This window comes from Marivirga aurantiaca, assembly GCF_016679925.1.
In the GTDB taxonomy this organism is placed as follows: Bacteria; Bacteroidota; Bacteroidia; order Cytophagales; family Cyclobacteriaceae; genus Marivirga; species Marivirga aurantiaca.
In genome coordinates, this window is record NZ_JAEQBW010000016.1 from 37,187 (window position 1) to 61,238 (window position 24,052).

Below are 24,052 nucleotides of genomic sequence, written 5' to 3' on the forward strand. Positions count from 1 at the left end.
ATTCATTCCACCAACCAGTCTGCAAAAAGTTGTAACATTATTTCCAAATTTATCATAATTACCAACATCTGTAACTACTAACCTATCATCACGTTAATAAGGATATTGTTAACCTAAAAATTAATACCATGAACGCAGATATTTTGAAAGGAAATTGGAAAGAGAAAAAAGGTAAGTTAAAGCAAAAATACGCTGATCTGACAGATGATGATCTACAGTATGCTGAAGGTAAAGAAGACGAACTGGTAGGTCGCGTCCAAAAAAAATTAGGCGTTGGAAAAGATGAGGCCGAAAAGATCATACGCGATATTTAGTGTAACCAGCGAATCACTTAAATAATAAAGAGCCCTAAAGCAATACGTTTAGGGCTCTTTTTTTAGAATGCTCTCCACTATGATTTCTTAACTGCTTTTACCGGGCTGTTCTTTCTAAATTTTTTAAATGAAGTTTTTAGTCTGTTATCAAAAAACTCAATCTCTCAAATTATCTTCAAATAGTTTTAAGATTCTTCTGTATTCGTCCGTCCAGCTGCTTGGCTCTACAAAACCATGTCTTTCTACCGGATAAACTGCCATTTCCCAGTTCTCTTTTCCGAGCTCAATCAACCTTTGAGCCAATCTTACTACATCCTGAAAATGCACATTGTCATCAACCATACCATGGCAAATAAGAAGTGCTCCTTGCAAACCTTCAGCATAATATATAGGAGAACTCTTTCTATAGGCAATGCTATCCGCTACCGGAACATTCAAAATATTGCTGGTATATCCGTGATTGTAATGTGCCCAATCAGTAACCGACCTTAATGCCGCTCCGGCAGCAAAAACATCAGGTGTGGTAAACATCGCCATTAAAGTAATAAACCCACCATAAGAACCACCATACATACCTATTCTTTCAGCATCAATACCATGTTCTTCTACCAGATATTTAGCGCCATCTACCTGGTCGGTTAAATCTTTTCCTCCCATATGCCTGTAAATAGCTGTGCGCCAATCACGACCGTAACCGGCACTTCCCCTATAGTCGATATCTAAAACTGTATATCCCAAATCAGTTAATAGATTATGGAACATATACTCCCTAAAATAACTACTCCACCAATGGTGGGCATTTTGCAAATAGCCGGCACCATGTACAAAAACCACTGCGGCTCCGTTGGATTTTGCTGCTTCAGGCTTATAAATCCTGGAATGTACTTTTTCTCCATCCCTGGCTTTAAATGTAATAACCTCAGCCTCTCTCCATGGATACTTATCAAAAGCCTCAGTAGTTGATTGGGTGATTTGTCTTTCTTCAACTGTTTCGGCTTTAAGCGGATTATCCTTAATAAATAGCTCTGTTGGCTGATTGGAAGTGGAGTGCAACAAAGCAATTTTGCTGTCATCAGGAGAAAAGATGGCTTCGCTCTTTCCTTTTTGGGTAGTGATAGCCGTTAACTTTCCTCCATTTATGGGCATATAATATACATTTCTGATACCAGGATGCTCAGGGTTGGCCTCAAAGTACCAAAACTTTTTGTCGGCACTTATTCTCGGATCATACACCTCGTAATTTCCTTTTGTTAAAGCTTTCTTTCTTTTGTTGCCTAAATCAATTGTATATAAATGGGAATAACCTGTTTCTTCCGATTGAAAATAAATGCTTTTATTATCAGGCATAAAGCCCAACACACTTCCACCAAAAGTCCAGCCGATGCCAGGCCCTCCTATCCATGCTTCATCTCTTTGTCTGTCCAGTACTTCCAGTTCGGCTGTTACCGGATTCACCAGGCAAATCCAGCGATCCTTATTGTCCTTTGAGCGCACATTGGCCACTAAATATCGACCATCATCCGACCAAACAGGTGAATTGGTAATCACCTCCCTACTAGACTTATTTTCTTCCAAATTATATTCCTTCAGATACGCAGGTTGTTCGTCTATTCCCTCTAATTCATTTGTTTGAAGGAAATAAATACTATCGGATTCTAAGTGATAAATACCAACTGTCATATCGCTGATATCGCTACCTACTTTCGATCTTGCTCGAATATCTTCGGTATAGCCCGATTCGTGGAGATAATCAGGCACAATGGTACTTTTATTATTCGCTCTTTTAAAAAGTGTAAAAGTGATATAGTCCTGGTTTGGGCTTAGCTCAATACTACCCACAGACTGCCCATTTAAATAGTAGGTTTTGGGTCTTTTAACTTTTTTATATTGCTGATAAGCCTCTTCCTGTTCTGCCCTGGATTTTCTCTCCTGCAATACTTTAATTAAGTTGACATTATCCTTTTCCAACCAATCATCCTGCTCCGACTTTTTGTCAGTACCTGATGATTTCTTCTCTTGAAAATCTGTCAGTTGCTCAATGGCACCATTCATTAAGCTTATTCTGTACAAATTGTCTTCATACTCGTAAGTGATGTATTTTTCGTCCCCGGTAAAAGAAGGTGAGGATTCAGTGCCAAGTGTCTGTGTAAGTTGCTGCATTTCACTGGTTTTAATATTGTAGAGAAAAATATCCCCATATCGACTGAATACCTTCAATGATTTATCATTATTATAATCACCACTTCCAGAAGGCAAAGCCAATTCTTCTTCCAAACTTACCTTTACAGGCTCACCCCCTTTGGCATTCACTTTATACAATGAATCCCCCGGATGTGCTTCAGGATTCCATTTAAAATATAGGATTTGGCCATCTTCCGCCCAAAAAGGGTCTGAGGGTGAAGTACCTACCCAGCTTTTGGGATCCTGCATAATCTTTTGAACAGACAATTCACTGGTTTGCGCAAATAATCCGGCTGTGATAAACAGTGAAAAAAGCATTAATAAAGAAAGTCTCATAATTATTGGATTTTTTAGAATGAATCGCATTGAAAAATCAATTTAATTATAAAAATGAAAAACCAACTCATTGATTTTATGAGCGGTTGATAAAACTTAAGTCAGGAATAATAAACTCGTTATGAACAAAATTGAGTTAAAAGAAATAAATGAATTATGCGCAATCAGAATTTGTTATATGGAACATTAATAATATATTTCAATAAAATTACGCTTATGAATTGGCTCAGGAAAATAGGTTATTTAAGTGCTTTTATTATCCCTGCACTTACTATCAGTAGTTTTTATGTAGGTGGAATAGCCAATTTATCAACCTTATTATTTGTTTACCTATTAATTCCCCTTATTGACCGTATCACCGGAAGGGATTTAAGCAATGTACCCAAATCCTCAGTTAACTCTGTTGCCAATGACTTCTATTACAGGTTTGTTACCTATTGCTGGACTTACTTTCAACTTGCATTTATCATTTGGGCTGCATGGGCTGTAACAACCCATAGTTTAAGCTTATTTGAATGGATCGTTTTCACCATAGCAGTTTCTTTATCCACAGGTGGTATTGGTATTACGGTAGCGCATGAGCTAGGGCATAAGAAATCTTCTTTAGAAAGGTTCTATAGCAAGGTGTTGCTAATGACTGTGAGTTATATGCACTTTTATATTGAGCATAATAAAGGGCATCATGTGAGGGTTTCCACTCCGGAGGATCCGGCTACTTCAAGGGAGAATGAAAGTTTTTACGCTTTTTGGTGGAGATCAGTTACCAAAGGCTATAGAAGTGCCTGGGAAATAGAAAACAGAAGATTGGAAAGAAAAGGTATTTCCCGGTGGTCTTTACACAATAATATGATATGGTTTACTCTTTTACCTTTCCTCTTTGCCGGGGCTTTATCCGCAGGAATCAGTCTTTATTTAGGTTATTTCGTGTGGCAGCCTGCACTGTTTTTCTTCACACAAAGCTTTTTTGCCTTTTCTTTATTAGAAGCCGTCAATTATGTTGAACATTATGGCTTAATGCGTAAGAAAGTAGATGAAAACCGATATGAGCAAGTGGCACCACATCACTCCTGGAATGCGAGTCAGATAGTGAGCAATTTCTTTCTATTCCAGCTGCAAAGACATTCGGATCATCATTTCAATGCTATCAAAAGATATCAGGTACTGGATCATTACGATGAGGCTCCCCAATTGCCGGCCGGCTATCCTACTATGATATTAATGGCTCATCTACCTGCTTTGTGGTTTAAGGTAATGAATCCGAAGTTGGCACAGTGGAATGAGAAAAGTGAGTCTGAAGGGTTGGTGGGTTAGCAAGTTGGCAGGAGGTGAATAGGTTTTGAGGTCCCCTAGTGTTTTGTAACTCGCCCTATAAAATTAACAAGTTGTACAGGTTACGTAAAAGTTTTAATTGAAAATAAATTAAGGTTTAATCAGTTTTAATTTTCCCTGCTAAAATTACCACAGCCAATCCCATTAGTGCAATAAAAGAAAACGACAGTTGAAGGTTCATCCAGCCAGCCAAAAATCCTATTAAAGGTGGCCCCAATAAAAAGCCGAAAAAGCCCATAGTAGAGATGGAGGCCAAAGCAACTCCTGAAGACATTGTTTTGGTACGTCCGGCAGCACTGAATACCAACGGTATCACTGATGAGACACCAATCCCTACAATAAAAAAACCTATAATTGAAGTAATAAAATAAGGGAATAATATTGAGAGCAATAATCCTGATACAGTAAATAGCCCACTGACCCGGATAACGTTTTTAATCCCATATTTTTTGGTGAAGTTATCCGCTAAAAACCTTGTTCCAGCCATACTGATCATAAAAGCAGTATAGCCCAGTCCGATCCATTTTTCCGGGGCATTCACAACTTTTCGAAAATAGACACCACTCCAATCGAACATCGTTCCCTCCGCCATCATGGAACAAAAGGCAATTACACCCAAAAGAATGAGTCCCTTGTCAGGCAATGCAAAAACAGGCTTCTCCTCTCCTTCTTCCTGATCATTTTTAAGCAACCAGTTAAAGCTAATCCAGGCAGCTATAACACCAGCAACCACCACTATTGCATAGTGGTATTTCAAAAGCACATCTGTGCCAATCATGTAGGCTCCTATAGTAGCTCCAGCAAAACCTGCCAAACTCCACATTCCATGAAAAGAAGCCATGATATTCCTTCCATAATTCTTTTCCAGAGTAACTGCCTGGGTGTTAATAGCAATATTTACCATATTGCCCATCATACCAAAGAAAAAAAGAACAAAAGCCAGCAAATAAACATTATTGGACAGGCCAATTAGCAGTAAGGATATCAAATAAAGATTAATGGCAATTTGTGTAATCAACTTACTATTCCATTTCGCTACTAATAGCCCTGCAAGGGGAAGGGAAATAAAAGAACCAATTGGTAACATCAGCAATAAAGTACCTAATTCTGTTTCAGACAAATCGAATTTTTCCTGAACAGTGGGAATCCGGGCAGCCCAACTGGAAAAGATAAGTCCATAACAAAAAAAGATAGCACTTATGGCTATCCGGGATTTCATTAAAGTGTGAGTTTCATTATTTGTCATAAGAATAATGACAGCATTAAGGAGTAAAGTAACCTAAATAAGGACTAGCTATTAATTCAGAAGATAATATTTTTTTAATAATACCATTTGGCCTTCCCTTTTCTGAGCAATCTTCTTAAATCCCTTATAAATGCCAGGGACATATAAAGAAGGATGGGCGAACCAAATGTTAAAAAGGACGTATAGATGAAAAACATTCGAATATGAGAAGTAGGCAAATCCATTAATTCTCCTAAGCGTGTGCACACTCCAAAGGCTTTATTTTCGATGAACTGTTGAACTTTTTTCATAATTATGACTAAATTTAAACAATTTGAATCAAATCCACTTTATAAATTCGATGAAATTTAATTTCTTTTTGTTAAATATGATGAATACATTGCAATAGTAACAATATAAATATAATTTCGCATTAACTTCCAAACTTAATCAAATAATGAATCACATGAAAAATTTATTCTATGCAGTTATCCTTTTAGGATCATTAACCTTTTCGGGCTGTGCACTCAACAACATGATGAAAGCTGCCGAAGAACAAGCAGTAGATGTTACGCCTAACCCATTGGAATTACATGGTGAAGAGGTAGCTTTTACAGTGGACTTCCAGTTGCCAGCCAAAATGTTAAAAGAAGGTATTGTTTATTCAGTAAAACCAACTTATGTATATGGCGATAAAGAAATTACTACATTAGAGCCGGTAGACTTTAAAAAAGCAGACTACCCAAATAGTGATACTGAGCCGGTTAAAGCCAGTCAGAAATATTCTTTTGTTTATGAAGAGGATATGAGCACAAATGGTCAATTATTGATGCAAGGAACTGCCACTATTGAAAAGAACAATAAATCAAAATCAACAGAAAAGAAAGAATATGCCACTGGTATAATCACAACTTCTCAAATGGTAAGCCCTTCTTATTATGCATCTTATGCAGACCACGGGTATAACAATAAAGAAGAGTTGGTTCCAACAAATGTTAATTTCTACTTTGACCAAGGTAGATCTGTATTGAAAACTTCTGAATTGAGAAGTGACAGAGGTCAAAGATTGAATGCTTTTATTGCAGACAAAAACGTGACTCGTACTGTAACTATTACCGGTACTCACTCTCCTGAAGGTCCTGAAAGAATCAATGCTAACCTTTCTGAAGAAAGAGCAAAAGCCATTGAAAACTATTACAGAAGACAAATGAAGAGATATGACTACAAAGGCATGTCAGATTCTATCGAATTTATTTTGAAGCCTGTAGTTGAAGACTGGTCAGGTCTTAAATCACAATTAGCTGAATATGACGGTATTGACCAATCTCAAAAAGATGAGTGGTTAGCTATTATCAATGGTGCTGGTGATTTTGAAGAAAAAGAAGATAGATTACAGAAATTATCTTCTTATAAAAAAGTATTTAAAGATATCTATCCTGAATTAAGAGCGGCTAAAACTGAAGTTTTAACTGTTAAGGATAAAAAATCAGATGCTGAAATATCTGTTTTATCAAAACAAGTTGCTCAGGATGAAGTTTCTGCTGATACTTTATCAATGGAAGAATTGCTTTATGCTGCCAGCCTGACTCCTTCTTTGGATGAAAAAGCTGCTATTTACAAAGCTGCTACTAAAAAGAATGATGACAGCCCGGTTGCTCACAACAATTATGGAGCAGTACACTTAGAAATGGCAATGGATGCTGAAGGTTCTGAAATGAATAGTTTAGTAGAACAAGCCATCACTCATTTAGAAATTTCTAACAAAAAAGAAGAAAATGCTGCTGCTTATGCAAATTTAGCTACTGCTTATACTATGCAGGGAAATTATGAGAAAGCATATGATGCTGCTACAAAAGCTAATGAAATGCAATTAAGCTCAGAAAATGAAAGAGGTTTAATGGGCGTAAAAGGTGGAATAGAAGTTAGATTAGGAGACTATGAAAAAGCGGCTACTTCATTAAACAACGCTACTGATTCTGAAGAAAACACTTTCAACAAAGGTTTGGCTCAGCTTTTAAGTGGGGACTATCCAAATGCGGTAAGTTCTTTTGAAGAAGTTGCAGGTAAAACTTCAGGTAAAGGTATCCATGCTAAATCTCATTATTTAGCTGCTGTTGCGAGTGCAAGACAAGGAAAAGATGCTGCTGTTTATGAGCATTTACAAAAAGCAGGTCAAGCTGATGCTGATTTAAAAGCTAAAGCTTTAACAGATCTTGAGTTTGTTAACTATCAGGCAAACGAAGAATTCAGAAATGCTTTAAAATAATAATTAAATAATACTCTATTGAAAAGCGCTTCCCACAAGAAGCGCTTTTTTTATTTATTTGGATTCCAAAATGAGTTGGTAATTGGTGTTTGAATAACTATTTTTACGCTGTAAAATTTGTAAATAGATGAGAGAAATTCAATTCAGAGAAGCCTTAAGAGAAGCCATGTCGGAAGAGATGCGCAGAGATAAGAATGTTTTCTTGATGGGCGAAGAAGTAGCAGAATATAATGGTGCCTACAAAGTATCACAAAGCATGTTGGATGAATTTGGTGCCGACAGAGTATTGGACACCCCTATTGCTGAGTTGGGATTTGCCGGCATAGGTGTTGGTGCTGCCATGAATGGCATCAGACCTATCATAGAATTCATGACTTTCAACTTTTCGTTGGTAGCTATAGATCAGGTAATTAACTCTGCCGCAAAAATGCTGAACATGTCCGGTGGACAGTTTAATATACCTATGGTTTTCAGAGGTCCTACTGGAAATGCGGGCCAGTTAGCTTCACAACACTCTCAGAACTTTGAGAACTGGTATGCCAACACTCCGGGTTTAAAAGTAGTGGTACCCTCCAATCCTTATGATGCTAAAGGTTTATTAAAATCAGCTATCAGGGATAATGATCCTGTAATTTTCATGGAGTCGGAGTTGATGTATGGTGATAAAGGCGAAGTGCCTGAATCAGAATACCTGGAGCCAATCGGTAAAGCCAAAGTAGTGAAAGAAGGAACAGATGCTACTGTAGTTTCATTTGGTAAAATGATGAAGGTGGCATTGGCTGCTGCCGAAGAAATGGAAAAAGAGGGCCATTCTATAGAAGTAATTGATTTACGTACTGTAAGGCCAATTGACTATCCTGCTTTGTACCAATCAGTAAAGAAAACCAATCGTTGTGTGATAGTGGAAGAGGCATGGCCTTTATCCTCCATTGCTACAGATTTGGCATTCAATATTCAGAAAAACATATTTGATTACCTTGATGCGCCTGTATTAAGAGTAAACAACTTTGATGTGCCTGTATCTTATGCTCCTACCCTTTTGGAAGCTGTATTACCTAATACAGAACGTACGATCAAAGCATTGAGAAGTGTGATGTACCTGGATTAATTTAGCCAATACTTTCATTCTTTTGAAAAATGTCCTGCTCCATTTAAACCGGAACAGGACATTTTTGTTTATGGGCTGAGTTAGCAGGATTTGGCATATCCGTAAATTACTTCATTTCAATGATATTGAAACTCCGTTTCAATCATAAGATCCCCACCTGCGTGGGGATGGTGGGGACGGCTTAGCAAAGATTCTTTAATCTTCTGTTGAAATAAGTTATATTTAAACTACTATGAGGGCAAAAGGAGGATATGTATATATAGTGAGTAATATAAATAGGAGCACTATTTATATTGGTGTTACATCTAATTTAGCAGAAAGAAGTTATCAGCACAAACATGGAGAAGGCTGCGATTTCACTAAAAAATATAATTGCACTGATACCCTTTATTATGAATTTTTCGAATCTATTGAAGAGGCTATTCAACGTGAGAAAATGCTAAAAAAATGGAACAGAACATGGAAGATCAGATTGATAAGAGAAATGAATCCGCTTTTAAAGGATTTATATGACGAAGTAGTGGAAATGAAATAATTTCCTTTTAACAACTTATACTTGATATTATTCAAATCAGCAAAATCAGTAACATTAGAACGTCATTCCCTTGCAGAAGGGAATCTTTTGATTTAAACCACAGGTTTAAATATGTAGTTTTTATCACTTTAACTTAAATCCAGCTATATATTCCAATATTATCAGGATTTGGCATATCCGTAAATTACTTAAATGATATTGAAACTACGTTTCAATCACCAGATCCCCACCTGCGTGGGGATGACGCAGTGATAGCAAATATCTCTGGTTATGCTAACTGAGTTTCCTCCTTGTTGACGTTTTTCACCAACAACCGAAAAAAACCGCCCTATATACAGGGCGGTGATTATTCTAATTCATTGAAACCACTATTTTACCTCTGGTATGGCCAGTGTCAATTTGCTCAAATGCCTCATTAATCTCTTCGAGAGAATATTGCTTCTGAATAGGCACTTTTAAAGAACCTGCCTCTACCATTTCACGAATATGCTCTAACTCACGCGCATTAGGTGCTACAAATACAAAACGGAAATCTGTACCTTCCGGCAAGCCTTCCCCCTGGCTGGTGATGGATACCAATCTGCCACCTTTATGCAGACACTCAGCTCCTGTTTTCGTGGTTTCCCCTCCTACTGCATCAAAAACCAAAGGCACTCCTTCTTTTTCAATTTTCTTCACTTCCTCAGCTACATTGCCTTTTTTATAATCGATGCAATGATCTGCTCCCAATTCTTTCAAGTAAGCATGGTTTTTCTCACTGGCAACCGCTATTACTTTACTACCGTGGTATTTGGCCAGTTGTACTGCAAAAGTACCAACGCCACCGGATGCACCTAGTATTAAAACGGTTTCATCGGTTTTTAAATTACCTGCATCAAATAACGACTGGTAGGCGGTTAATCCTGCCAATGGAATGGCGCTGGCCTCTTCAAAGCTGATATTGATAGGCTTTTTAGCCAAATAGCTTTCTGGGATCGCTATATATTCAGCAAAGGTACCTTCTTGCAATTTAGGCCTTCGGGCATAAGCATATACTTCCTCTCCTTTTCTGAAGCGTGAGGCTCCATGTCCGCACTCTTCTACTTCACCGGCCATGTCCCAGCCTAATACAATAGGAAATTCATAAGGAAGTCTGTCTTTCATATAGCCCAAAGACAACTTTTGGTCCACTGGATTAATACCACTGGCTTTGATTTTTACCAACACCATACCTTCACCCACTTCTGGCTTATCAATGTCTTTTATTTTTAATTTCTGATTAAACTCTTCTAAAATTGCTGCTTTCATCACCTAAAATTTTATGGTTTCTATTTACTTATCAGCTAACGAACTGGAAATAGAACTGTTTATAGAAATGTAAATTGTTAAGTGAGAGGTGGCTGCTTATTGGGTAAATAGCATGAGTGTTAAAGTTTTAAAGCTATTCTTCTAAAATAATTTTATAATCAATCTGAAATACTGAAATTTGCGCCATGCAAATACCCAATCAAGATACCATTATTGCTTTATCCACCGCTCCCGGAGTAGGTGCCATTGCTGTCATCAGACTTTCAGGCCCTGAAGCTATTGAAATAGTAAATGATGTATTCCATGGCAAAAGCCTGACAGAGCAGGAAAGCCATACGGCACATTTCGGCACTATACGGGACAATGAACGGGCAGATGGCATAGCAAAAATCATTGATGAAGTATTAGTCACCTTATTCATTGCGCCCAAATCCTTCACCAAAGAGAATGTAGTGGAAATTTCCTGCCACGGCTCACCCTTTATCGTGCAGCAAATCATTAAATTGTTTTTGCGGAAAGGCGTGCGTTTGGCCAAGCCGGGTGAATTTACGCAGCGAGCCTTCCTAAATGGCAAGTTTGATTTGGCACAAGCTGAAGCAGTGGCCGACCTGATTAATGCAGATACAGAAGCAGCACATACGGCAGCCCTTAACCAGATGCGTGGTGGCTTTTCAGAGCAGATTAAACAACTGCGCCAGGAGTTGATTCATTTTGCTTCCATGATAGAGCTGGAATTGGATTTCGGTGAAGAAGATGTGGAATTTGCCGACAGACAGGATTTGAAAAACCTGGTGGAAAAATTATTGTCTGTCATAAAAATACTGGCCAACAGCTTTGATTTAGGCAATGTCATTAAAAACGGTGTACCCACTGTAATAGCCGGAAAACCCAATGCGGGAAAGTCCACCCTGCTAAATGCTTTATTGAATGAGGAAAAAGCTATTGTTTCTGACATAGCAGGTACCACCAGGGATTTTATTGAAGATGAAATTAACCTGGAAGGCGTGGTATTCCGATTTATTGATACAGCCGGGCTGCGAGAGACAGAGGATAAAGTGGAAGCCATTGGTGTGTCCCGTACAAGGGAGAAAATGAAGCAGGCTTCATTGATCATCTATTTGTTCGACATGAAGAATGATTCTATTGTGGAGATTCACCGTGACATCAATATGCTGGAAAATCTGGGTGTGCCTTTTATTAAAGTAGGCAATAAAGTAGATGAAGCGCAGCCTGAACTATATGAAAAATTGAAAGAAGGCAATGATGTGCTCTTTATCTCAGCCATCAATAAGGAAAACCTGGAGGCCCTGAAAACTAAGCTGGTGGAGACAGTCAATTTGGATAAATTCAAAACCGGTGACACAGTGGTCACCAACATCCGCCATTACGATAATCTTATCCAAACACAAAATGCTTTAACAGCAGTAATGACTGGATTGGAGAGTGACATAACCGGGGATTTCCTTGCCCTGGACATCCGTCAGGCATTGCATTACTTAGGTGAGATTACGGGTGAAATCACCACTGATGATTTGCTGTCGAATATATTTAGTAAGTTCTGTATCGGAAAGTAATTTCAAAAACCAGAATAACCTCCCTTTATTTAAAATGGGCTAATCAAAGCACCGCCTTCTTTAACCTTCCTTTGACTAAAAATAGCCTCTATTAAATTAAGAAACTTTAAGATTGCTTTATATTAAAAAAACTATTGCTTACATTAGTATAGATATATGTTTAACCTAATCTTATAAAAGCATGAAAAAATCTATTTTAATTATGTTACTATTCGGACTTGGATTATTCTACTCTAATCAAGTAGTTGCCCAAATTTCAAGTGCCCCAACCTGGCAGGATGGTTATGATGATGGTTTTAATGAAGGGAAAAATTTAGCTTTACAAGGAAATTACTCTTTGTACCAACAATTTTCCAATTCATACAGTACCTACCCACAGCGATTTCCTAATGAACAACAAAACTACCCCTATTTTTCCGGAAAATATGTAGGACTTTATTACGGATGGCAAGCATATTATAACCCAAATCCTCCTGGTGGTGGAGGAAGTGGTGGCGGTGGCGGGGGAGGAAATGGTGGTCCAATTACAGGGCCTTCCACTCCATATGATAACTAAGTAAACTCAAAAGCAGAAATGAACAGTTTCTGCTTTTTTTTATCATATTTTGATCCGTTAACACATTTTCACAGGCATTTGCTATTTCCAATGCGGTCATACGCTTTCTCTCCTTTTATAAAATCTTCAAGCTGTTACAGCCTGCTGAATTCGGTCAATACATAAATGACTGTCCTGATACTTCATTTCAGTACTTATTTTACCATTCATATTCTTAACACTATTTTTGGATCGGAAAAGTACCATTTAGAAATGTTCACTATATAATTTTGAGTGTTCCATCATCTGGTTATAATAAGCTGGACATGAAATCCATGTCAAAGATTTAAACTATACCCTTCGTGAAGAAAAACCTTATTTATGTTCTTTCATTTTACTTTTACCCTGCTTAAGAATCTTCTTATAAAAGAATTATTTACTCCCCCTAAATATTTCTATTGCTTTTCATAAACTAATATTATATCTTTCAATATACTTTGTAATTCTATGTATATAGAAAGCGAATTAAATCAACTATATGATCTCAAAAAACTTAACAGCAGCTTCAACAAAAGCCATTATCCTGGGAATACTTAAGCAGGGAAATAGCTATGGATACCTGATCATTAAGAAAATAAAAAAGATGTCGGGTGGGAAAATGGAATATTCCGATGGGATGCTTTACCCGGTGCTCCACAGGCTTGAGAAGGACGGACTGATTCAATCCAACTGGACCATGAGCGAGGATACAAGGCCAAGAAAATATTACGAAATTACTGAAGCAGGTAAACAGGCACTTCTGGAAGAAAAAGAGCAGTGGTTGCAGGTAAATACCGTGCTTGAAAAACTGTGGAATCTAAAACCTGATACTAATTATTAATTATGTTCGATCTCGAAAAAGCATTAACACTATGGCTCCGGTCATTCAGGAAGTATCGCGCTTTTGATCATGGTGCTATTCGGGAAATGGAGCTGCACCTCAGAGACCATATGGATGACCTCCTGGCCGAAGGACACTCTGAACAGCAAGCCTTTGAGATGGCAGTGGCAGAATTTGGAGAAATTAGCCCAATGGCTGATGAAGAATTTTCAAATATTAAAAGTAAAACCACCATCAGCTCCTTAATACATACTGCTATGTTTAAAAACTATTCGAAGGTTTCTATCAGAAGTTTGATGAGAAATCCTTTAAACTCCTTCATCAATATTTTTGGTTTATCTGTTGCCATAGGCCTTGCCATTTTTGTGTATGCTTATATCCAGTGGGTACATAAGACAGACCAGTTTCATGAGAATAAGGAAAAAGTACAGCTTGTCACCTTCTTTGCAGATCGGGATGGTAGCTCCCAGCAGTTTGCAAAAACACCACGACCTCTGGCTGAGATGCTTAAGAATGATTTTTCAAATATCGAAAAAGTCTGCCGCATAGAGGACCGGAATGTAGTGGTAAAGCATGAGGATAATGTATTTCATGAAGGGGTAAGATTTACTGATCCTGAATTCCTGGAGATGTTTACTTTTCCATTGAAATGGGGAACAGCCGCCTCATTGAAAGATATGAACAGCATCATTCTCAGCGAGAAAATGTCCGTCAAATACTTTGGCGAGGAAAATCCTGTAGGTCGTGATATTCTTCTGAAGTTTGACGAAACAAGAAGCAAAGCTTTTAAAGTGGCAGGAGTCGCTCAAAAATTCCCTGTTGCACATACTATTGATTTTAATTTTCTCATCAATTTTGAGAATTTGCGCATATCCGCTCCTGAATATGATTTCCATGACTGGAATCAGTTTGTCAATGCTACCTTCATACAGCTTGCTGAGCCTGCTGACATAACAAGCTTAGAGCAAGGAATGGAAAAATATAAGCTCATTCAAAATAAAGCTGTCGATAAAGATTGGGCCATTTCTTCTTTTGGATTTGAGCCGCTGGCCACCTTACATAAAAGATCAGGAGATATAAGAGATGGCATTGCAAGAAACTCTGCTGATAATTTAAAATCGATTTATTTCTTATCATTCGTTGTAGCATTTATGCTAATTCTGGCATGCATGAATTATATCAATATAGCCATAGTCTCTTCTACTAAAAGGCTGAAGGAAATTGGGGTAAGAAAAACAATTGGCGCTTCCAGGAAAGTGATTATCATACAATTCCTGACGGAAAATATTGTGGTAACTTCCTTTGCCTTACTACTTGGCGTTTTAATTGGGTTTTTCCTTTTTATTCCATGGTTTGAAGGCCTCTGGGGCTTTAGCATGGGGTTCAGCTTTACTGATCCCACTCTTTGGATATACCTTTCTGCCATTCTGTTATTCACCGCCCTGATATCAGGTAGCTATCCCGCTTTTTATATTTCGTCATTTAAAGTAACAGGCATTTTAAAGGGTTCGCTCAGGTTTGGACAAAAAAATCCGTTAACGAAACTTTTGCTGGGTTTTCAGCTGGTGTTAGCATGTATTTTTATCACTGCTGCAGTAACTTTCTCATTGAACACCAACTATTTGTCAAAGCGGAGCTGGGGATATGATAACAGGCAAGCGCTTTTTCTAACTGTTCCTGATTATGCCGGCTTCGAGAAAATGAAAGCAGTACTGGGGCAGGATCCTTCCATATTATCAATTTCAGGCTCAGAACACCATATTGGCAAGAGCCATGCAACATCAATTTTAAAGAAACCCGATCGCCAATTTGAGGTGGATCAATTATCTGTGGATGCCAATTATTTTCAGACGATGGGAATAGATCTTTCTGAAGGGCGGGTTTTCAAGGAAGATTATGAGAGCGACAAGAATAAAATAGTGGTTAATGAAACTTTTGTCAGCAGCCTGGGCCTTAAAGATCCGCTGGGTGAATTATACAAAATTGATACCCTGGAATATGAAATTATAGGTGTGGTGAATGATTTTCACAGCTATAGCTTTTCAGAAATAATTAAGCCGGGCATTTTTAAACTGGCCGATAAAAAAGACTATATATACCTGTCATTAAGGGTAGTTCCCGGCTCAGAAAGGGAGACTTATAAAGCTATACAGGCTACATGGATTCAGCTATATCCGGAAATACCCTTTGATGGCGGGTATCAGGAAGCTGTTTGGGGCAATTATTATGAACAAATAGCTATTCATGCTGAGGTATGGCAGGTTTTTGCGGCTATAGCCATTCTACTGGCATGCCTGGGCTTATATGGGCTGGTTACATTAAATGTTGCCGGACGGGTAAAGGAATTTAGTATCCGCAAAACTTTAGGAGCGGGAGTAAAAAACATTGCCATCAATGTCTCCCGACAATACATCATTTTGTTTTCACTAGCAATTGTTATAGGCGCTCCGATTAGTCTTTATCTGATGAAGTTAATCTTCAGTCTCTCCTATCGTTATCACGTGCCGATCACCTATGAAATCATCGTTATTTCGGTGGCTATTCTTGTGCTGGTTTTTTTGCTTACTATTTCAACACAAATCAGAAAAGTACTGGTGTCAAATCCTGTAGAGGGCTTGAAGGTGGAGTAGAGCGGAAGAGAATGAAAAGAATACGTAACTTATTGCTGCATTTATTGCCACAATAAAACTTATATGTCTGTTGGTCTGATCGTTTTATGTGACGATTGGACCAGTTCTTATACTTTAAATTTAACAATTGAATGTTTACAGATGGGCTTACTAAAATAAACCAAACCCTTTATATTCCCCCAATCTAAATTTAGTAGAGTGAATGCTCGCTCGAGTTCTCAGGAAAATCTCAAGTTTTTAATTTTCGGGTCCGGACCGCAAAAGCTTCTCATAATAAGAAGCTTTTGCGGTTTAGACAGTTTTATATTAAAGTATAAGGCAACCAAATTACAATATCCGACAAAGCAAACAAAACCGCTCCTATTACATTGGTAGCTTAAATGATTCTAAGTAAAAACAAAATAATCATCATCCTAACTCCTTGGTATTATCTCTACATTATCAATTACCAATAAAAGATCCTGGTATTCGGATAGGTTGGAGAATTCTATTTGTCCCCTGAAATTTCCTGCTCCATTGTATTTAAGTATAAAAGGGAATTTAAAATAACCATCTTCTGTGGAACGAGCACTTGGAATACTGTAAGTTGAAGTTACTTTTAAGCCTGTAGAACAAATATCCTGAAAAGATATTAGCACTTTAAAACCTTCTGACGAAATCAACTCTTCTGTTACATTTTTACCTGATTTGGCATCTACCAGTTTAAATTGCAGATCTATTTCGGCTCCTTTCGTTACTACCACCGGAGGCGTGAATAATTTTCTCTTATTCTTTTCTCTGGTAAAATTCATTTCAATAGCATTAGAGCCATTTATTCCTTTATCAGAAATTCGCAGTGAATCCGGCAAATAACTATAATTCCAGCCTTGTTGGGCCAAATCTTTTTTTGTTTCAATATCATCAAAATTAAAAGTGTAAGTTTTATCTTTCTCTAATGTTTCCGGATCAAATACTCTGTTAAGGTAAGTCACTTTATTATCAGACATGTCCGAATCTATGGGTTTCAATGACCTGTCTTTTTTATACGTTTCTAAATCTATAAGATATGACTCAACAGTTATTTCGTACAAACCGGGCTGTGATAAATCAATAGGTGCAAACCTGAAATTCATCCAGCCTGGTGTGAAGCCTCTAAAATCATAGACTGCTTCCTCCTTAAGTAAAACCTCTCCATCTGATAATCTTTTTATTTGAACAGATCCAAATTGCGGTTTACCAGCTTTATTAAAATTATCACCTCGGTTTTCAACCCTAAACTGAAGCTTAGTAACCTGGCTTCTCGGGCAGTTACTAAATGGAACATAATCGCCTCTAGGGTATTCTGGTATATCTATGGATTTAATACCTATATTTATTTCTTGTGAAAATAACTGGTAAGACATTAATGAAGTACAAGCAAGGATCAAAATAACTCTATCAAAATTCATATTTTTTCATTTATTAATTTAATTAATCGCTAAATATATAAATAGAACAACAAAATACTACTACATCATGTGTGATTTATTATGCCTAACTTTGAATTTCCAGTCCAATACTTTAACAAATCAGACCTCCTACAATGCATTTTAATAAGATAATGTTTTAAAAGGGGCATTTTCGAAACTTCCTGATGCAGTTCCCGATAAATTATCCCGGTTTCATTACTCGCTTAAATTGTAAGGAAGTATTACCAAAATTGATTAACAATCCAATTTCAAGGCCATAAGCTTCTAAATAATTAATGGCTTGTGCCAAATGGACATCTTCTAATTCTTTCACAGCCTTTATTTCCAGCAAAATTTTATCCTCCACAAAAAAATCTACTCTTCTAGTCCCTACATGCTCACCTTTATATTTCAAGGGCATTTCCAGCTCCCGAACATGATCGAGTTTTTGTAAATTCAATTCTATTGATAAGGCACGCTGATACACTACTTCTTGAAATCCATTGCCCATTTGGCGGTGAACTTCCATAGCGCAGCCAATGATTTTACCTGTCAATTCAGAATGCTCGTATCGCTCATTGATTGTTGTCTTCATCTCTTTGTCTCCAGCTATGATTTTTTTGATTGGATGATGGACTAGGATGGTCAAAAATCATAGTATTCCTCTAATCATTTCAATCATAGTTGAAGACTATTCATGGAGTAGAATGTCATCAGCTTATTTTGTACCATATTGGCCTAGGCAACAGGCTAACATTTTCTAAGGTAGTTTCTTCAATCTCTCCCTTAAAAGCTCTCCTATTGCTTTACCAATAGGTTTGAACTCTTCAGCATCAAATTCATCTGTTTTGGCATTATTGCACCAGTAGCAGGCTGGTACACAATTTTCATTAGAGTATTCCTGGTTAGGTTCTTTACGATCAATTTCCATTCTCCAGCCTCTCTCGTTCTTTTTATAAATCTTTTTATTGTGGACCAACTCTAAAATTTCATTTAGGGTTATCTCACAATAATAACAAGTATCGGCCTCCTGAAGCTCTTTAAATTTGTCTGGTTGCAACTGATTTCTAAACACTTTGTGAAAATACTCTTTTCTCCAATTTGGCAACATTTGTTTTAAATCTCTTTCCGCCTCTTTCATAGATAAATAAATGTCATCAATCTGCATATCCGTGCCTGACAGATTTTGCTTCCTTTTAGTATGATAGAACTCAGCAGTGAATTTATTGATTAAGCTTTGTTTACCCGAAAGGTCATATTGCAAAAACTCTTCCAGCAGGAAAGAATCTACTGCCTGACCGTTGATGATTTTATCAAAAAGAAAGATCCTTAATCTGGATTTGAAACTGTTATTTGATTTTGATAGATAGGTCATGTTAGTTTATTAAATTAAGCTAAAACATCTTGCAGTTTTTAGAGAAAGGGGTTGTGTTGCTGCTGTATTCTAAGCATAAACAAAATAATTCTTCCTCTACATTAAATCTTAATTTCAAAATAAAAAGCTTTATAATGGAGTCAACCGCGCTAAAAATATACAATTTTCGCCAACATTTGGCCATACATGCTTTTCGTAATTTGAATCAAAAGAACTAAAGTCACTCATTTCATAAATTTTATTAGTAGTTTGAGAATAACTCTTAACTTCAGGCTCTCACATTTTAAAAGTACATAAACGTGAATTTATTAAACCATCAACAAAAAGCTATAGAAACTCTTTTACCACTGATTGAAAAAAGATTAAGGCTCAATGCAGTTATGGTTAATGGGTCTGGATCAAATCGAACACTGGCTAATTTAATATTCGAATACTGTCGAAAAAATTCTTTTAATAAAAGAGTTCTATTATTAACTAAAAGAAGCGTACTAGCTTCCCAGTTGCGTAAATCTATTGATGATGTTTTTCGATCAGCTGGCTAAAAATCTACTTCATCTCGATTACAAAAAATCAGGTAAAGACAATATTTGGGAAAATGAAGACTATTATGAATTGTTTGTAGAATTATTAATCTCATTTAGTAAACCTAATCATCCGAATGTTCAAGAAGAAATATTAAGGCTAAAATCCAATAGCAATAAGATAATCCACATTGGCAAAATTAAAAGATCAGTAAAAACAGAAGATTATAAAACACTATTAAACGTATTTGATTTGGTTATTGCTTATTGAAAATTATTTCTGAAATAGATATCACCCCTCAAAAACCTCCTTCAACATATGGTTATGATGTAACTGCAATTAACTTCATATATTGAATTATACAATAGCCTTTTAATAAACAGTGATTTCCGGAACCATTCTACCTCTATCAAACCAGCTAAGGTCAAATTCTTTTTTATCCTTTGATTTAGAAACATTTTCACCATAACTTCTATAAATTTCCTTTCTGTAAACAGCATCACCATCAAAATATTCGAGAGTAACGCTTACATTATCCTGAAACCCAATCCAAGAAGAACTTTCTACTATTGTTAAGATCTTTTCTCCCTCCCTAAAATAGGCTATCTCCTGTGAACTTCCGTGTTCTCCACCTTGTCCCTTTTGTGTCAATACCGTTCTGCCTCTAAACTTATGATACGCTATATCCCACTCAGAATAATTCCCTTCGTTAGGATCGGATTGGTAATCAACAGTGTTTTTTACCAAAACCATATCATGCACTTTTTCGACATAATCAAGAATGCTATCGGCCTTCGGGTCATTGAACTCTCTATGATACATAATTGTGTTGTAAGCATTTACTGCCCCTAGAATTAAGTGGTAGGGGCCACGATAATTTTCCAGTTCAATTTCCTGTTCATTCTCTTTGTACCAAACAAATTCTCCTCTACTATCGAGATAAGCTCTCAAATCAGGCTTTACCTTATCATTTTTTGAAGCAAAAAAGATGAAGTAAGGAACGTTTTTATCAGCATCAAAATAATACTCAAATCGTCCGTCTTCCACTTCTTCTTTAATAATAGCAACTTTACCATTTTCAGCAGAAACCTTGTACTTATCAACTGTAAAAGTTTCCAGGTCTACATCTCCTCCGTTAATTCGATAATACCTGTCCCGTACGGATTGAATGACTTCTTCATTTTCTTTATCCTGGCTGAATACGCTATGACCAATTACAAGAGAAAGAAGGAAGGTCACCGTAATAATTAACTTCATAGTACTGGTTTTATGTGATTGACATTGATAGTGGAAATAGTGATAATTTATTGATAAATACAAATTCTTTAAGTTGGATATGCTGCAGCTTACTTTGTATCGGATGCTTTTCTCAGTAAATAGTATATAAGGGCCTTTTGATGCCCCACTAATAAACCTATTGCATCAATAAACCTTAACCTCCGATACCACCCCGTCACTGTTAAAACAGGACTGTCGGCATCCCCTATATTATCACCATAATTTATAAATTTGAGTTTAACAGCCCTTTAAATCATAATATTCCTCTAATCATTTTAATCATAGTACAAGACTATTCATGGAGTAGAATGTCAATCAGCTTATTTTGTGCCCTACTCAATGTCTATCAGTAAATCCGTAAAATGCTGAAATGCTTTCACTCCCCCCATTTCAAAAAATAATTTCACCCTTTCATCCTATTTATTTGGAAATATGAAATGTATCTTTTACTATTGTACTGTATTAGTTAAGTAGTACAGTAAATCAGTTGATATGATCAGCATAAAAAATTTAGGATTCAGTTACACCAAAAAACAGCAGCCATTATTCCATCAACTGGATTGTGAGTTGCAGGCGGGGAGCATTGCCGGACTCCTTGGTAAGAATGGTGCCGGAAAAACCACACTGCTCAAGCTAATGATTGGCTTGCTCTTCCCCACTGAGGGGCAGGTGAGCATTATGGGGCATCAGCCGGCAAAGCGTGAGCCTTCTCTGCTTCAGGATATTTATTTTTTGCCTGAAGAGTTTTACATTCCCGGCATTTCCATGGCTAAATATGTAAAGGCCAATGCAGGATTTTACCCGCGATTTGATCAAGATTTGTTGAAGCGACTGATTAGCGACTTTGAGCTACCGGAGACAAAAAGTTTGCAAAAGCTTTCTTACGGACAGAAAAAGAAGTTCCTAATCTCTTTTGCGCTATCCACCAAATGCAGGCTGCTGGTATTGGATGAACCTACTAATGGGTTGGATATTCCCTCAAAAGGAATTTTCAGAAAAGTGCTGGCGGGCTCCCTGGACGAAGATCAGCTGGTCATTATCTCCACACACCAGGTAAGGGATGTGGAAAACCTGATTGACAGGGTGCTGATGCTGGAAAACGGCAGATTCATTATGCAGAAAGATCTTTTTGATATATCGTCACAATTGAATTTCAGCACAGCTTCCTCAGCAGAAGGTGAAAATGTATTGTACAGCGAAATGGTGCCAGGGGGTTATCGGGTAATCACCCCGCAAACCAATGGCAACTCTAATGTTGACATCGAATTATTGTTTAATGCCATCTCTCATGGCACAGAAAAAATGAAAGCTTATGTCCAGTAATATTTTTAACGGAAAGCGCTTCCTCCTACTTTGCAGGCAGCATTTCATCCACAGCAATAAAATGCTACTATTTTCTGCAGTGGCCTATATCGGGGTAATCTTCATTATCCTTTCATTGGTTCAGATGAGTAACGACCGCGTGCCTCATGATGCTGAAATTTTCCGAGAACTACTACTGACTTTTGTGGCCATATTTGGAATCTTATATGTTGGATATTCATTTCCCTCATTTAGATCGAAAGAAGCTACTATTAACTACCTCATGCTTCCGGGTTCTGTTCTCGAAAAGTTTTTGTTCGAGTTGATAATTCGTATAGGGCTGATGTTAATCCTCCTCCCCATCTTGTTTTGGATTACTTTTCATCTGCAAGGCTACTTTTTCAGTCTTTTCACCACTGAAACATTCCAACCGGTAGGATTTCAGCAGACCATGGATTTTGAAATGCCCAGCGAGATTAAAGAAGCCATGTTTTGGTTTTATACATTTATTGTCTCCCTTGTTGCATTAGGATTTGTATTACCTTTTACGGGTGGCGCTATGTTCTCCAAACAACCTCTGGTTAAAACGCTGTTTTCAGTAGCTATTATCATTATCGCCTATGCGGGTTTCACTTACATAGCTGTAGAGAAACTCGGTGTTGGGAGATATAATGTAAATGATTCTATGTGGCTGATTCCCACTGATAATAAAGGCATCTTTAGATTTCTTGCCTTTGCGGCTATTATAGCTAATGTGACCATGCTTTTTGTTGCTTATCGAAAGTTAAAAGAAAAGGAGGTATAATATGGAATTCCAAAATGGCAAAAGCATTTTCCTTCAGATTGCAGACACTATTACCGACAAAGTGGTGAGTGGTGAGTTTCCTGCCGGAGAGAAGATACCCTCCGTTCGGGAGCTGGCTGCCGAAATGGGTGTAAACCCCAATACTATCATGAGAACATACAGTGAACTACAAGCTATGAATATAATCGAAAACCAGCGCGGAATCGGATATTTTGTAAATCCTGAAGCTCAGCATATTATCCTGAAAAGCAAAAAAGAAGATTTCTTTAATAAAGTACTGCCTGAAGTCTTAAAACAGGCAGATCTGTTAGGAATCACATCCAGTGAATTGAAAAAACATTTAGATAACCTAAACTCAGCATCATGAAGCTCAGCAATAAAATACTCATCGGATTTTTCGGGTTGATACTGCTCTATATGACAGTCGCTTTTACCGAAATAAGACTGAAAGGCGATCTGAACAGCATGGACAATTCCAACAGTATAGCAGAAACCGCAGATATCCAATCGTTTTCTTACCTGATTTTACCTGAAATGGAGCAGCGCATTGATATAATTGGATCAGACCAAGCGAAACTGGAAGTACGGAGTATCTCAGGAGATTTACTCCAAAAGGTAAAGTACCAAATAGTTGGTGATACCCTTACAATAACACCTCCGGCACTTGAAGAAAATGAAAACGTCAAAATCACCCTTTATGTAAAGAAAAACTACTTCAGGGGCATGACTGTAAATAGTCCGGGTATGCGCATAGATTCATTGGACCAGCAGGAGCTAAATATTATCCAAAATTCCGGATGGATCAGAATGCTTGACCATAATAAAGTAAATCAACTCAATATTAAAGCCTCCAACGAAGGAAGCCTTAATATTGAAGGGATGGAACTTGACCTGCTGAATGTACAGCTTGATGATTCTAAAGTGGTAAGTAATGCCGGGATCAAAATTTTGGAAGGTTCCATATCAAATGAATCTTTCTTATATCTGGGAAGCACTGATGAAATCCGAATGAAAAAAGATGACAGCAGTCGGATTGATTTATATTAAAAAATAAATATTTACAAAGGCTGTAACAAAACGATTCTTTAAACTTCTTTAACCAAACAGATACAAATAGAAAATTTGCATCAACACCCAAGGTAC

The 24,052-nt window shown here is 37.2% G+C and carries 23 protein-coding genes; 15 read left to right on the top strand and 8 right to left on the bottom strand.

Translation table 11 applies throughout. The features are described 5' to 3' along the window. Positions 1 to 128 precede the first annotated feature (128 nt). Positions 129 to 314, top strand: coding sequence for a CsbD family protein (locus tag JKA74_RS19805; RefSeq protein ID WP_201432984.1), 186 nt, complete (start codon positions 129 to 131; stop codon positions 312 to 314). Positions 315 to 470: 156 nt separating this feature from the next. Here JKA74_RS19805 and JKA74_RS19810 read toward each other — a convergent pair whose 3' ends face one another. Beyond that, complete coding sequence (locus tag JKA74_RS19810) at positions 471 to 2,831, bottom strand: S9 family peptidase (protein ID WP_236587967.1); 2,361 nt, start codon at positions 2,829 to 2,831, stop codon at positions 471 to 473. Positions 2,832 to 2,987: 156 nt separating this feature from the next. On the opposite strand from JKA74_RS19810, the gene JKA74_RS19815 reads away from it, so the two are divergent. Further along, positions 2,988 to 4,142, top strand: a complete 1,155-nt coding sequence (locus tag JKA74_RS19815) for an alkane 1-monooxygenase (RefSeq protein ID WP_236587969.1) — start codon at positions 2,988 to 2,990, stop codon at positions 4,140 to 4,142. Positions 4,143 to 4,257: 115 nt separating this feature from the next. Here JKA74_RS19815 and JKA74_RS19820 read toward each other — a convergent pair whose 3' ends face one another. Together JKA74_RS19820 and JKA74_RS19825 are read right to left on the bottom strand one after the other, a co-directional pair. After that, the gene (locus tag JKA74_RS19820; protein ID WP_236587971.1) at positions 4,258 to 5,379 is read right to left on the bottom strand and encodes an MFS transporter; all 1,122 of its coding nucleotides are present in this window, start codon (positions 5,377 to 5,379) and stop codon (positions 4,258 to 4,260) included. A 101-nt stretch (positions 5,380 to 5,480) separates the two neighbouring features. Beyond that, a complete protein-coding gene (locus JKA74_RS19825) occupies positions 5,481 to 5,696 on the bottom strand; it encodes a PspC family transcriptional regulator (protein ID WP_201432987.1) in 216 nt (71 codons plus the stop codon). 155 nt (positions 5,697 to 5,851) lie between these two features. On the opposite strand from JKA74_RS19825, the gene JKA74_RS19830 reads away from it, so the two are divergent. From JKA74_RS19830 to JKA74_RS19840, 3 genes are all read left to right on the top strand, one after another. Beyond that, positions 5,852 to 7,651, top strand: coding sequence for an OmpA family protein (locus tag JKA74_RS19830; protein WP_201432988.1), 1,800 nt, complete (start codon positions 5,852 to 5,854; stop codon positions 7,649 to 7,651). A 127-nt stretch (positions 7,652 to 7,778) separates the two neighbouring features. Next, positions 7,779 to 8,759: a pyruvate dehydrogenase complex E1 component subunit beta gene (locus tag JKA74_RS19835; RefSeq protein ID WP_201432989.1), complete on the top strand. Its 981-nt coding sequence runs from the start codon at positions 7,779 to 7,781 to the stop codon at positions 8,757 to 8,759. Positions 8,760 to 8,991: 232 nt separating this feature from the next. Further along, positions 8,992 to 9,294, top strand: a complete 303-nt coding sequence (locus JKA74_RS19840; RefSeq protein ID WP_201432990.1) for a GIY-YIG nuclease family protein — start codon at positions 8,992 to 8,994, stop codon at positions 9,292 to 9,294. Between the two features lie 351 nt (positions 9,295 to 9,645). On the opposite strand, the gene JKA74_RS19845 is transcribed toward JKA74_RS19840, so the two are convergent. Then, positions 9,646 to 10,581 carry an NADP-dependent oxidoreductase gene (locus tag JKA74_RS19845; RefSeq protein WP_201432991.1) on the bottom strand — a complete coding sequence of 312 codons (936 nt, stop codon included), beginning with the start codon at positions 10,579 to 10,581 and terminating at the stop codon, positions 9,646 to 9,648. A 185-nt stretch (positions 10,582 to 10,766) separates the two neighbouring features. Here JKA74_RS19845 and mnmE point away from each other — a divergent pair, with 185 nt between their 5' ends. From mnmE to JKA74_RS19865, 4 genes are all read left to right on the top strand, one after another. Further along, positions 10,767 to 12,155, top strand: coding sequence for a tRNA uridine-5-carboxymethylaminomethyl(34) synthesis GTPase MnmE (gene mnmE / locus JKA74_RS19850; RefSeq protein WP_201432992.1), 1,389 nt, complete (start codon positions 10,767 to 10,769; stop codon positions 12,153 to 12,155). 181 nt (positions 12,156 to 12,336) lie between these two features. After that, the gene (locus JKA74_RS19855) at positions 12,337 to 12,711 is read left to right on the top strand and encodes a hypothetical protein (RefSeq protein ID WP_201432993.1); all 375 of its coding nucleotides are present in this window, start codon (positions 12,337 to 12,339) and stop codon (positions 12,709 to 12,711) included. A gap of 517 nt (positions 12,712 to 13,228) precedes the next feature. After that, positions 13,229 to 13,570: a PadR family transcriptional regulator gene (locus tag JKA74_RS19860; protein WP_201432994.1), complete on the top strand. Its 342-nt coding sequence runs from the start codon at positions 13,229 to 13,231 to the stop codon at positions 13,568 to 13,570. 2 nt (positions 13,571 to 13,572) lie between these two features. Further along, a complete protein-coding gene (locus tag JKA74_RS19865) occupies positions 13,573 to 16,200 on the top strand; it encodes an ABC transporter permease (RefSeq protein ID WP_201432995.1) in 2,628 nt (875 codons plus the stop codon). A 413-nt stretch (positions 16,201 to 16,613) separates the two neighbouring features. Here the strand turns inward: JKA74_RS19865 and JKA74_RS19870 are convergent, their stop codons facing one another. The 3 genes from JKA74_RS19870 to JKA74_RS19880 all read right to left on the bottom strand — a co-directional run bounded on the left by JKA74_RS19870 (position 16,614) and on the right by JKA74_RS19880 (position 19,002). Next, positions 16,614 to 17,627 (bottom strand): hypothetical protein, encoded by a 1,014-nt coding sequence (locus tag JKA74_RS19870; RefSeq protein ID WP_201432996.1) that lies wholly within the window; start codon positions 17,625 to 17,627, stop codon positions 16,614 to 16,616. A 202-nt stretch (positions 17,628 to 17,829) separates the two neighbouring features. Beyond that, complete coding sequence (locus JKA74_RS19875; protein ID WP_201432997.1) at positions 17,830 to 18,222, bottom strand: GxxExxY protein; 393 nt, start codon at positions 18,220 to 18,222, stop codon at positions 17,830 to 17,832. Positions 18,223 to 18,387: 165 nt separating this feature from the next. After that, on the bottom strand, positions 18,388 to 19,002 hold the full coding sequence (locus tag JKA74_RS19880) for a hypothetical protein (protein WP_201432998.1): 615 nt from the start codon (positions 19,000 to 19,002) through the stop codon (positions 18,388 to 18,390). A gap of 299 nt (positions 19,003 to 19,301) precedes the next feature. Here JKA74_RS19880 and JKA74_RS21020 point away from each other — a divergent pair, with 299 nt between their 5' ends. Together JKA74_RS21020 and JKA74_RS19890 are read left to right on the top strand one after the other, a co-directional pair. Beyond that, on the top strand, positions 19,302 to 19,544 hold the full coding sequence (locus JKA74_RS21020) for a DEAD/DEAH box helicase family protein (RefSeq protein WP_201432999.1): 243 nt from the start codon (positions 19,302 to 19,304) through the stop codon (positions 19,542 to 19,544). Beyond that, a complete protein-coding gene (locus JKA74_RS19890) occupies positions 19,519 to 19,794 on the top strand; it encodes a hypothetical protein (protein WP_201433000.1) in 276 nt (91 codons plus the stop codon). The genes JKA74_RS21020 and JKA74_RS19890 overlap by 26 nt, the downstream gene beginning before the upstream one ends. A 102-nt stretch (positions 19,795 to 19,896) precedes the next feature. Here JKA74_RS19890 and JKA74_RS19895 read toward each other — a convergent pair whose 3' ends face one another. Then, positions 19,897 to 20,781: a hypothetical protein gene (locus JKA74_RS19895; protein ID WP_201433001.1), complete on the bottom strand. Its 885-nt coding sequence runs from the start codon at positions 20,779 to 20,781 to the stop codon at positions 19,897 to 19,899. Positions 20,782 to 21,294: 513 nt separating this feature from the next. Here JKA74_RS19895 and JKA74_RS19900 point away from each other — a divergent pair. Genes JKA74_RS19900 through JKA74_RS19915 form a run of 4 tightly spaced genes read left to right on the top strand, consistent with a single transcriptional unit; the run spans position 21,295 to position 23,956 of the window. Further along, a complete protein-coding gene (locus JKA74_RS19900; RefSeq protein WP_201433002.1) occupies positions 21,295 to 22,125 on the top strand; it encodes an ABC transporter ATP-binding protein in 831 nt (276 codons plus the stop codon). Next, on the top strand, positions 22,115 to 22,909 hold the full coding sequence (locus tag JKA74_RS19905; RefSeq protein ID WP_201433003.1) for a hypothetical protein: 795 nt from the start codon (positions 22,115 to 22,117) through the stop codon (positions 22,907 to 22,909). Before JKA74_RS19900 ends, JKA74_RS19905 begins: the two co-directional genes overlap by 11 nt. Position 22,910: 1 nt before the next feature. After that, positions 22,911 to 23,276: a GntR family transcriptional regulator gene (locus JKA74_RS19910; RefSeq protein WP_201433004.1), complete on the top strand. Its 366-nt coding sequence runs from the start codon at positions 22,911 to 22,913 to the stop codon at positions 23,274 to 23,276. Next, on the top strand, positions 23,273 to 23,956 hold the full coding sequence (locus JKA74_RS19915; protein ID WP_201433005.1) for a hypothetical protein: 684 nt from the start codon (positions 23,273 to 23,275) through the stop codon (positions 23,954 to 23,956). The genes JKA74_RS19910 and JKA74_RS19915 overlap by 4 nt, the downstream gene beginning before the upstream one ends. Positions 23,957 to 24,052: the final 96 nt, after the last annotated feature.

Excerpts from the sequence above, each read along its gene's own strand:
- JKA74_RS19805 (WP_201432984.1), top strand. The coding sequence starts at position 129 with ATGAACGCAGATATTTTGAAAGGAAATTGGAAAGAGAAAAAAGGTAAG.
- JKA74_RS19810 (WP_236587967.1), bottom strand. The coding sequence starts at position 2,831 with ATGAGACTTTCTTTATTAATGCTTTTTTCACTGTTTATCACAGCCGGA.
- JKA74_RS19815 (WP_236587969.1), top strand. The coding sequence starts at position 2,988 with ATGCGCAATCAGAATTTGTTATATGGAACATTAATAATATATTTCAAT.
- JKA74_RS19820 (WP_236587971.1), bottom strand. The coding sequence starts at position 5,379 with ATGAAATCCCGGATAGCCATAAGTGCTATCTTTTTTTGTTATGGACTT.
- JKA74_RS19825 (WP_201432987.1), bottom strand. The coding sequence starts at position 5,696 with ATGAAAAAAGTTCAACAGTTCATCGAAAATAAAGCCTTTGGAGTGTGC.
- JKA74_RS19830 (WP_201432988.1), top strand. The coding sequence starts at position 5,852 with ATGAAAAATTTATTCTATGCAGTTATCCTTTTAGGATCATTAACCTTT.
- JKA74_RS19835 (WP_201432989.1), top strand. The coding sequence starts at position 7,779 with ATGAGAGAAATTCAATTCAGAGAAGCCTTAAGAGAAGCCATGTCGGAA.
- JKA74_RS19840 (WP_201432990.1), top strand. The coding sequence starts at position 8,992 with ATGAGGGCAAAAGGAGGATATGTATATATAGTGAGTAATATAAATAGG.
- JKA74_RS19845 (WP_201432991.1), bottom strand. The coding sequence starts at position 10,581 with ATGAAAGCAGCAATTTTAGAAGAGTTTAATCAGAAATTAAAAATAAAA.
- mnmE (WP_201432992.1), top strand. The coding sequence starts at position 10,767 with ATGCAAATACCCAATCAAGATACCATTATTGCTTTATCCACCGCTCCC.
- JKA74_RS19855 (WP_201432993.1), top strand. The coding sequence starts at position 12,337 with ATGAAAAAATCTATTTTAATTATGTTACTATTCGGACTTGGATTATTC.
- JKA74_RS19860 (WP_201432994.1), top strand. The coding sequence starts at position 13,229 with ATGATCTCAAAAAACTTAACAGCAGCTTCAACAAAAGCCATTATCCTG.
- JKA74_RS19865 (WP_201432995.1), top strand. The coding sequence starts at position 13,573 with ATGTTCGATCTCGAAAAAGCATTAACACTATGGCTCCGGTCATTCAGG.
- JKA74_RS19870 (WP_201432996.1), bottom strand. The coding sequence starts at position 17,627 with ATGAATTTTGATAGAGTTATTTTGATCCTTGCTTGTACTTCATTAATG.
- JKA74_RS19875 (WP_201432997.1), bottom strand. The coding sequence starts at position 18,222 with ATGAAGACAACAATCAATGAGCGATACGAGCATTCTGAATTGACAGGT.
- JKA74_RS19880 (WP_201432998.1), bottom strand. The coding sequence starts at position 19,002 with ATGACCTATCTATCAAAATCAAATAACAGTTTCAAATCCAGATTAAGG.
- JKA74_RS19890 (WP_201433000.1), top strand. The coding sequence starts at position 19,519 with ATGATGTTTTTCGATCAGCTGGCTAAAAATCTACTTCATCTCGATTAC.
- JKA74_RS19895 (WP_201433001.1), bottom strand. The coding sequence starts at position 20,781 with ATGAAGTTAATTATTACGGTGACCTTCCTTCTTTCTCTTGTAATTGGT.
- JKA74_RS19900 (WP_201433002.1), top strand. The coding sequence starts at position 21,295 with ATGATCAGCATAAAAAATTTAGGATTCAGTTACACCAAAAAACAGCAG.
- JKA74_RS19905 (WP_201433003.1), top strand. The coding sequence starts at position 22,115 with ATGTCCAGTAATATTTTTAACGGAAAGCGCTTCCTCCTACTTTGCAGG.
- JKA74_RS19910 (WP_201433004.1), top strand. The coding sequence starts at position 22,911 with ATGGAATTCCAAAATGGCAAAAGCATTTTCCTTCAGATTGCAGACACT.
- JKA74_RS19915 (WP_201433005.1), top strand. The coding sequence starts at position 23,273 with ATGAAGCTCAGCAATAAAATACTCATCGGATTTTTCGGGTTGATACTG.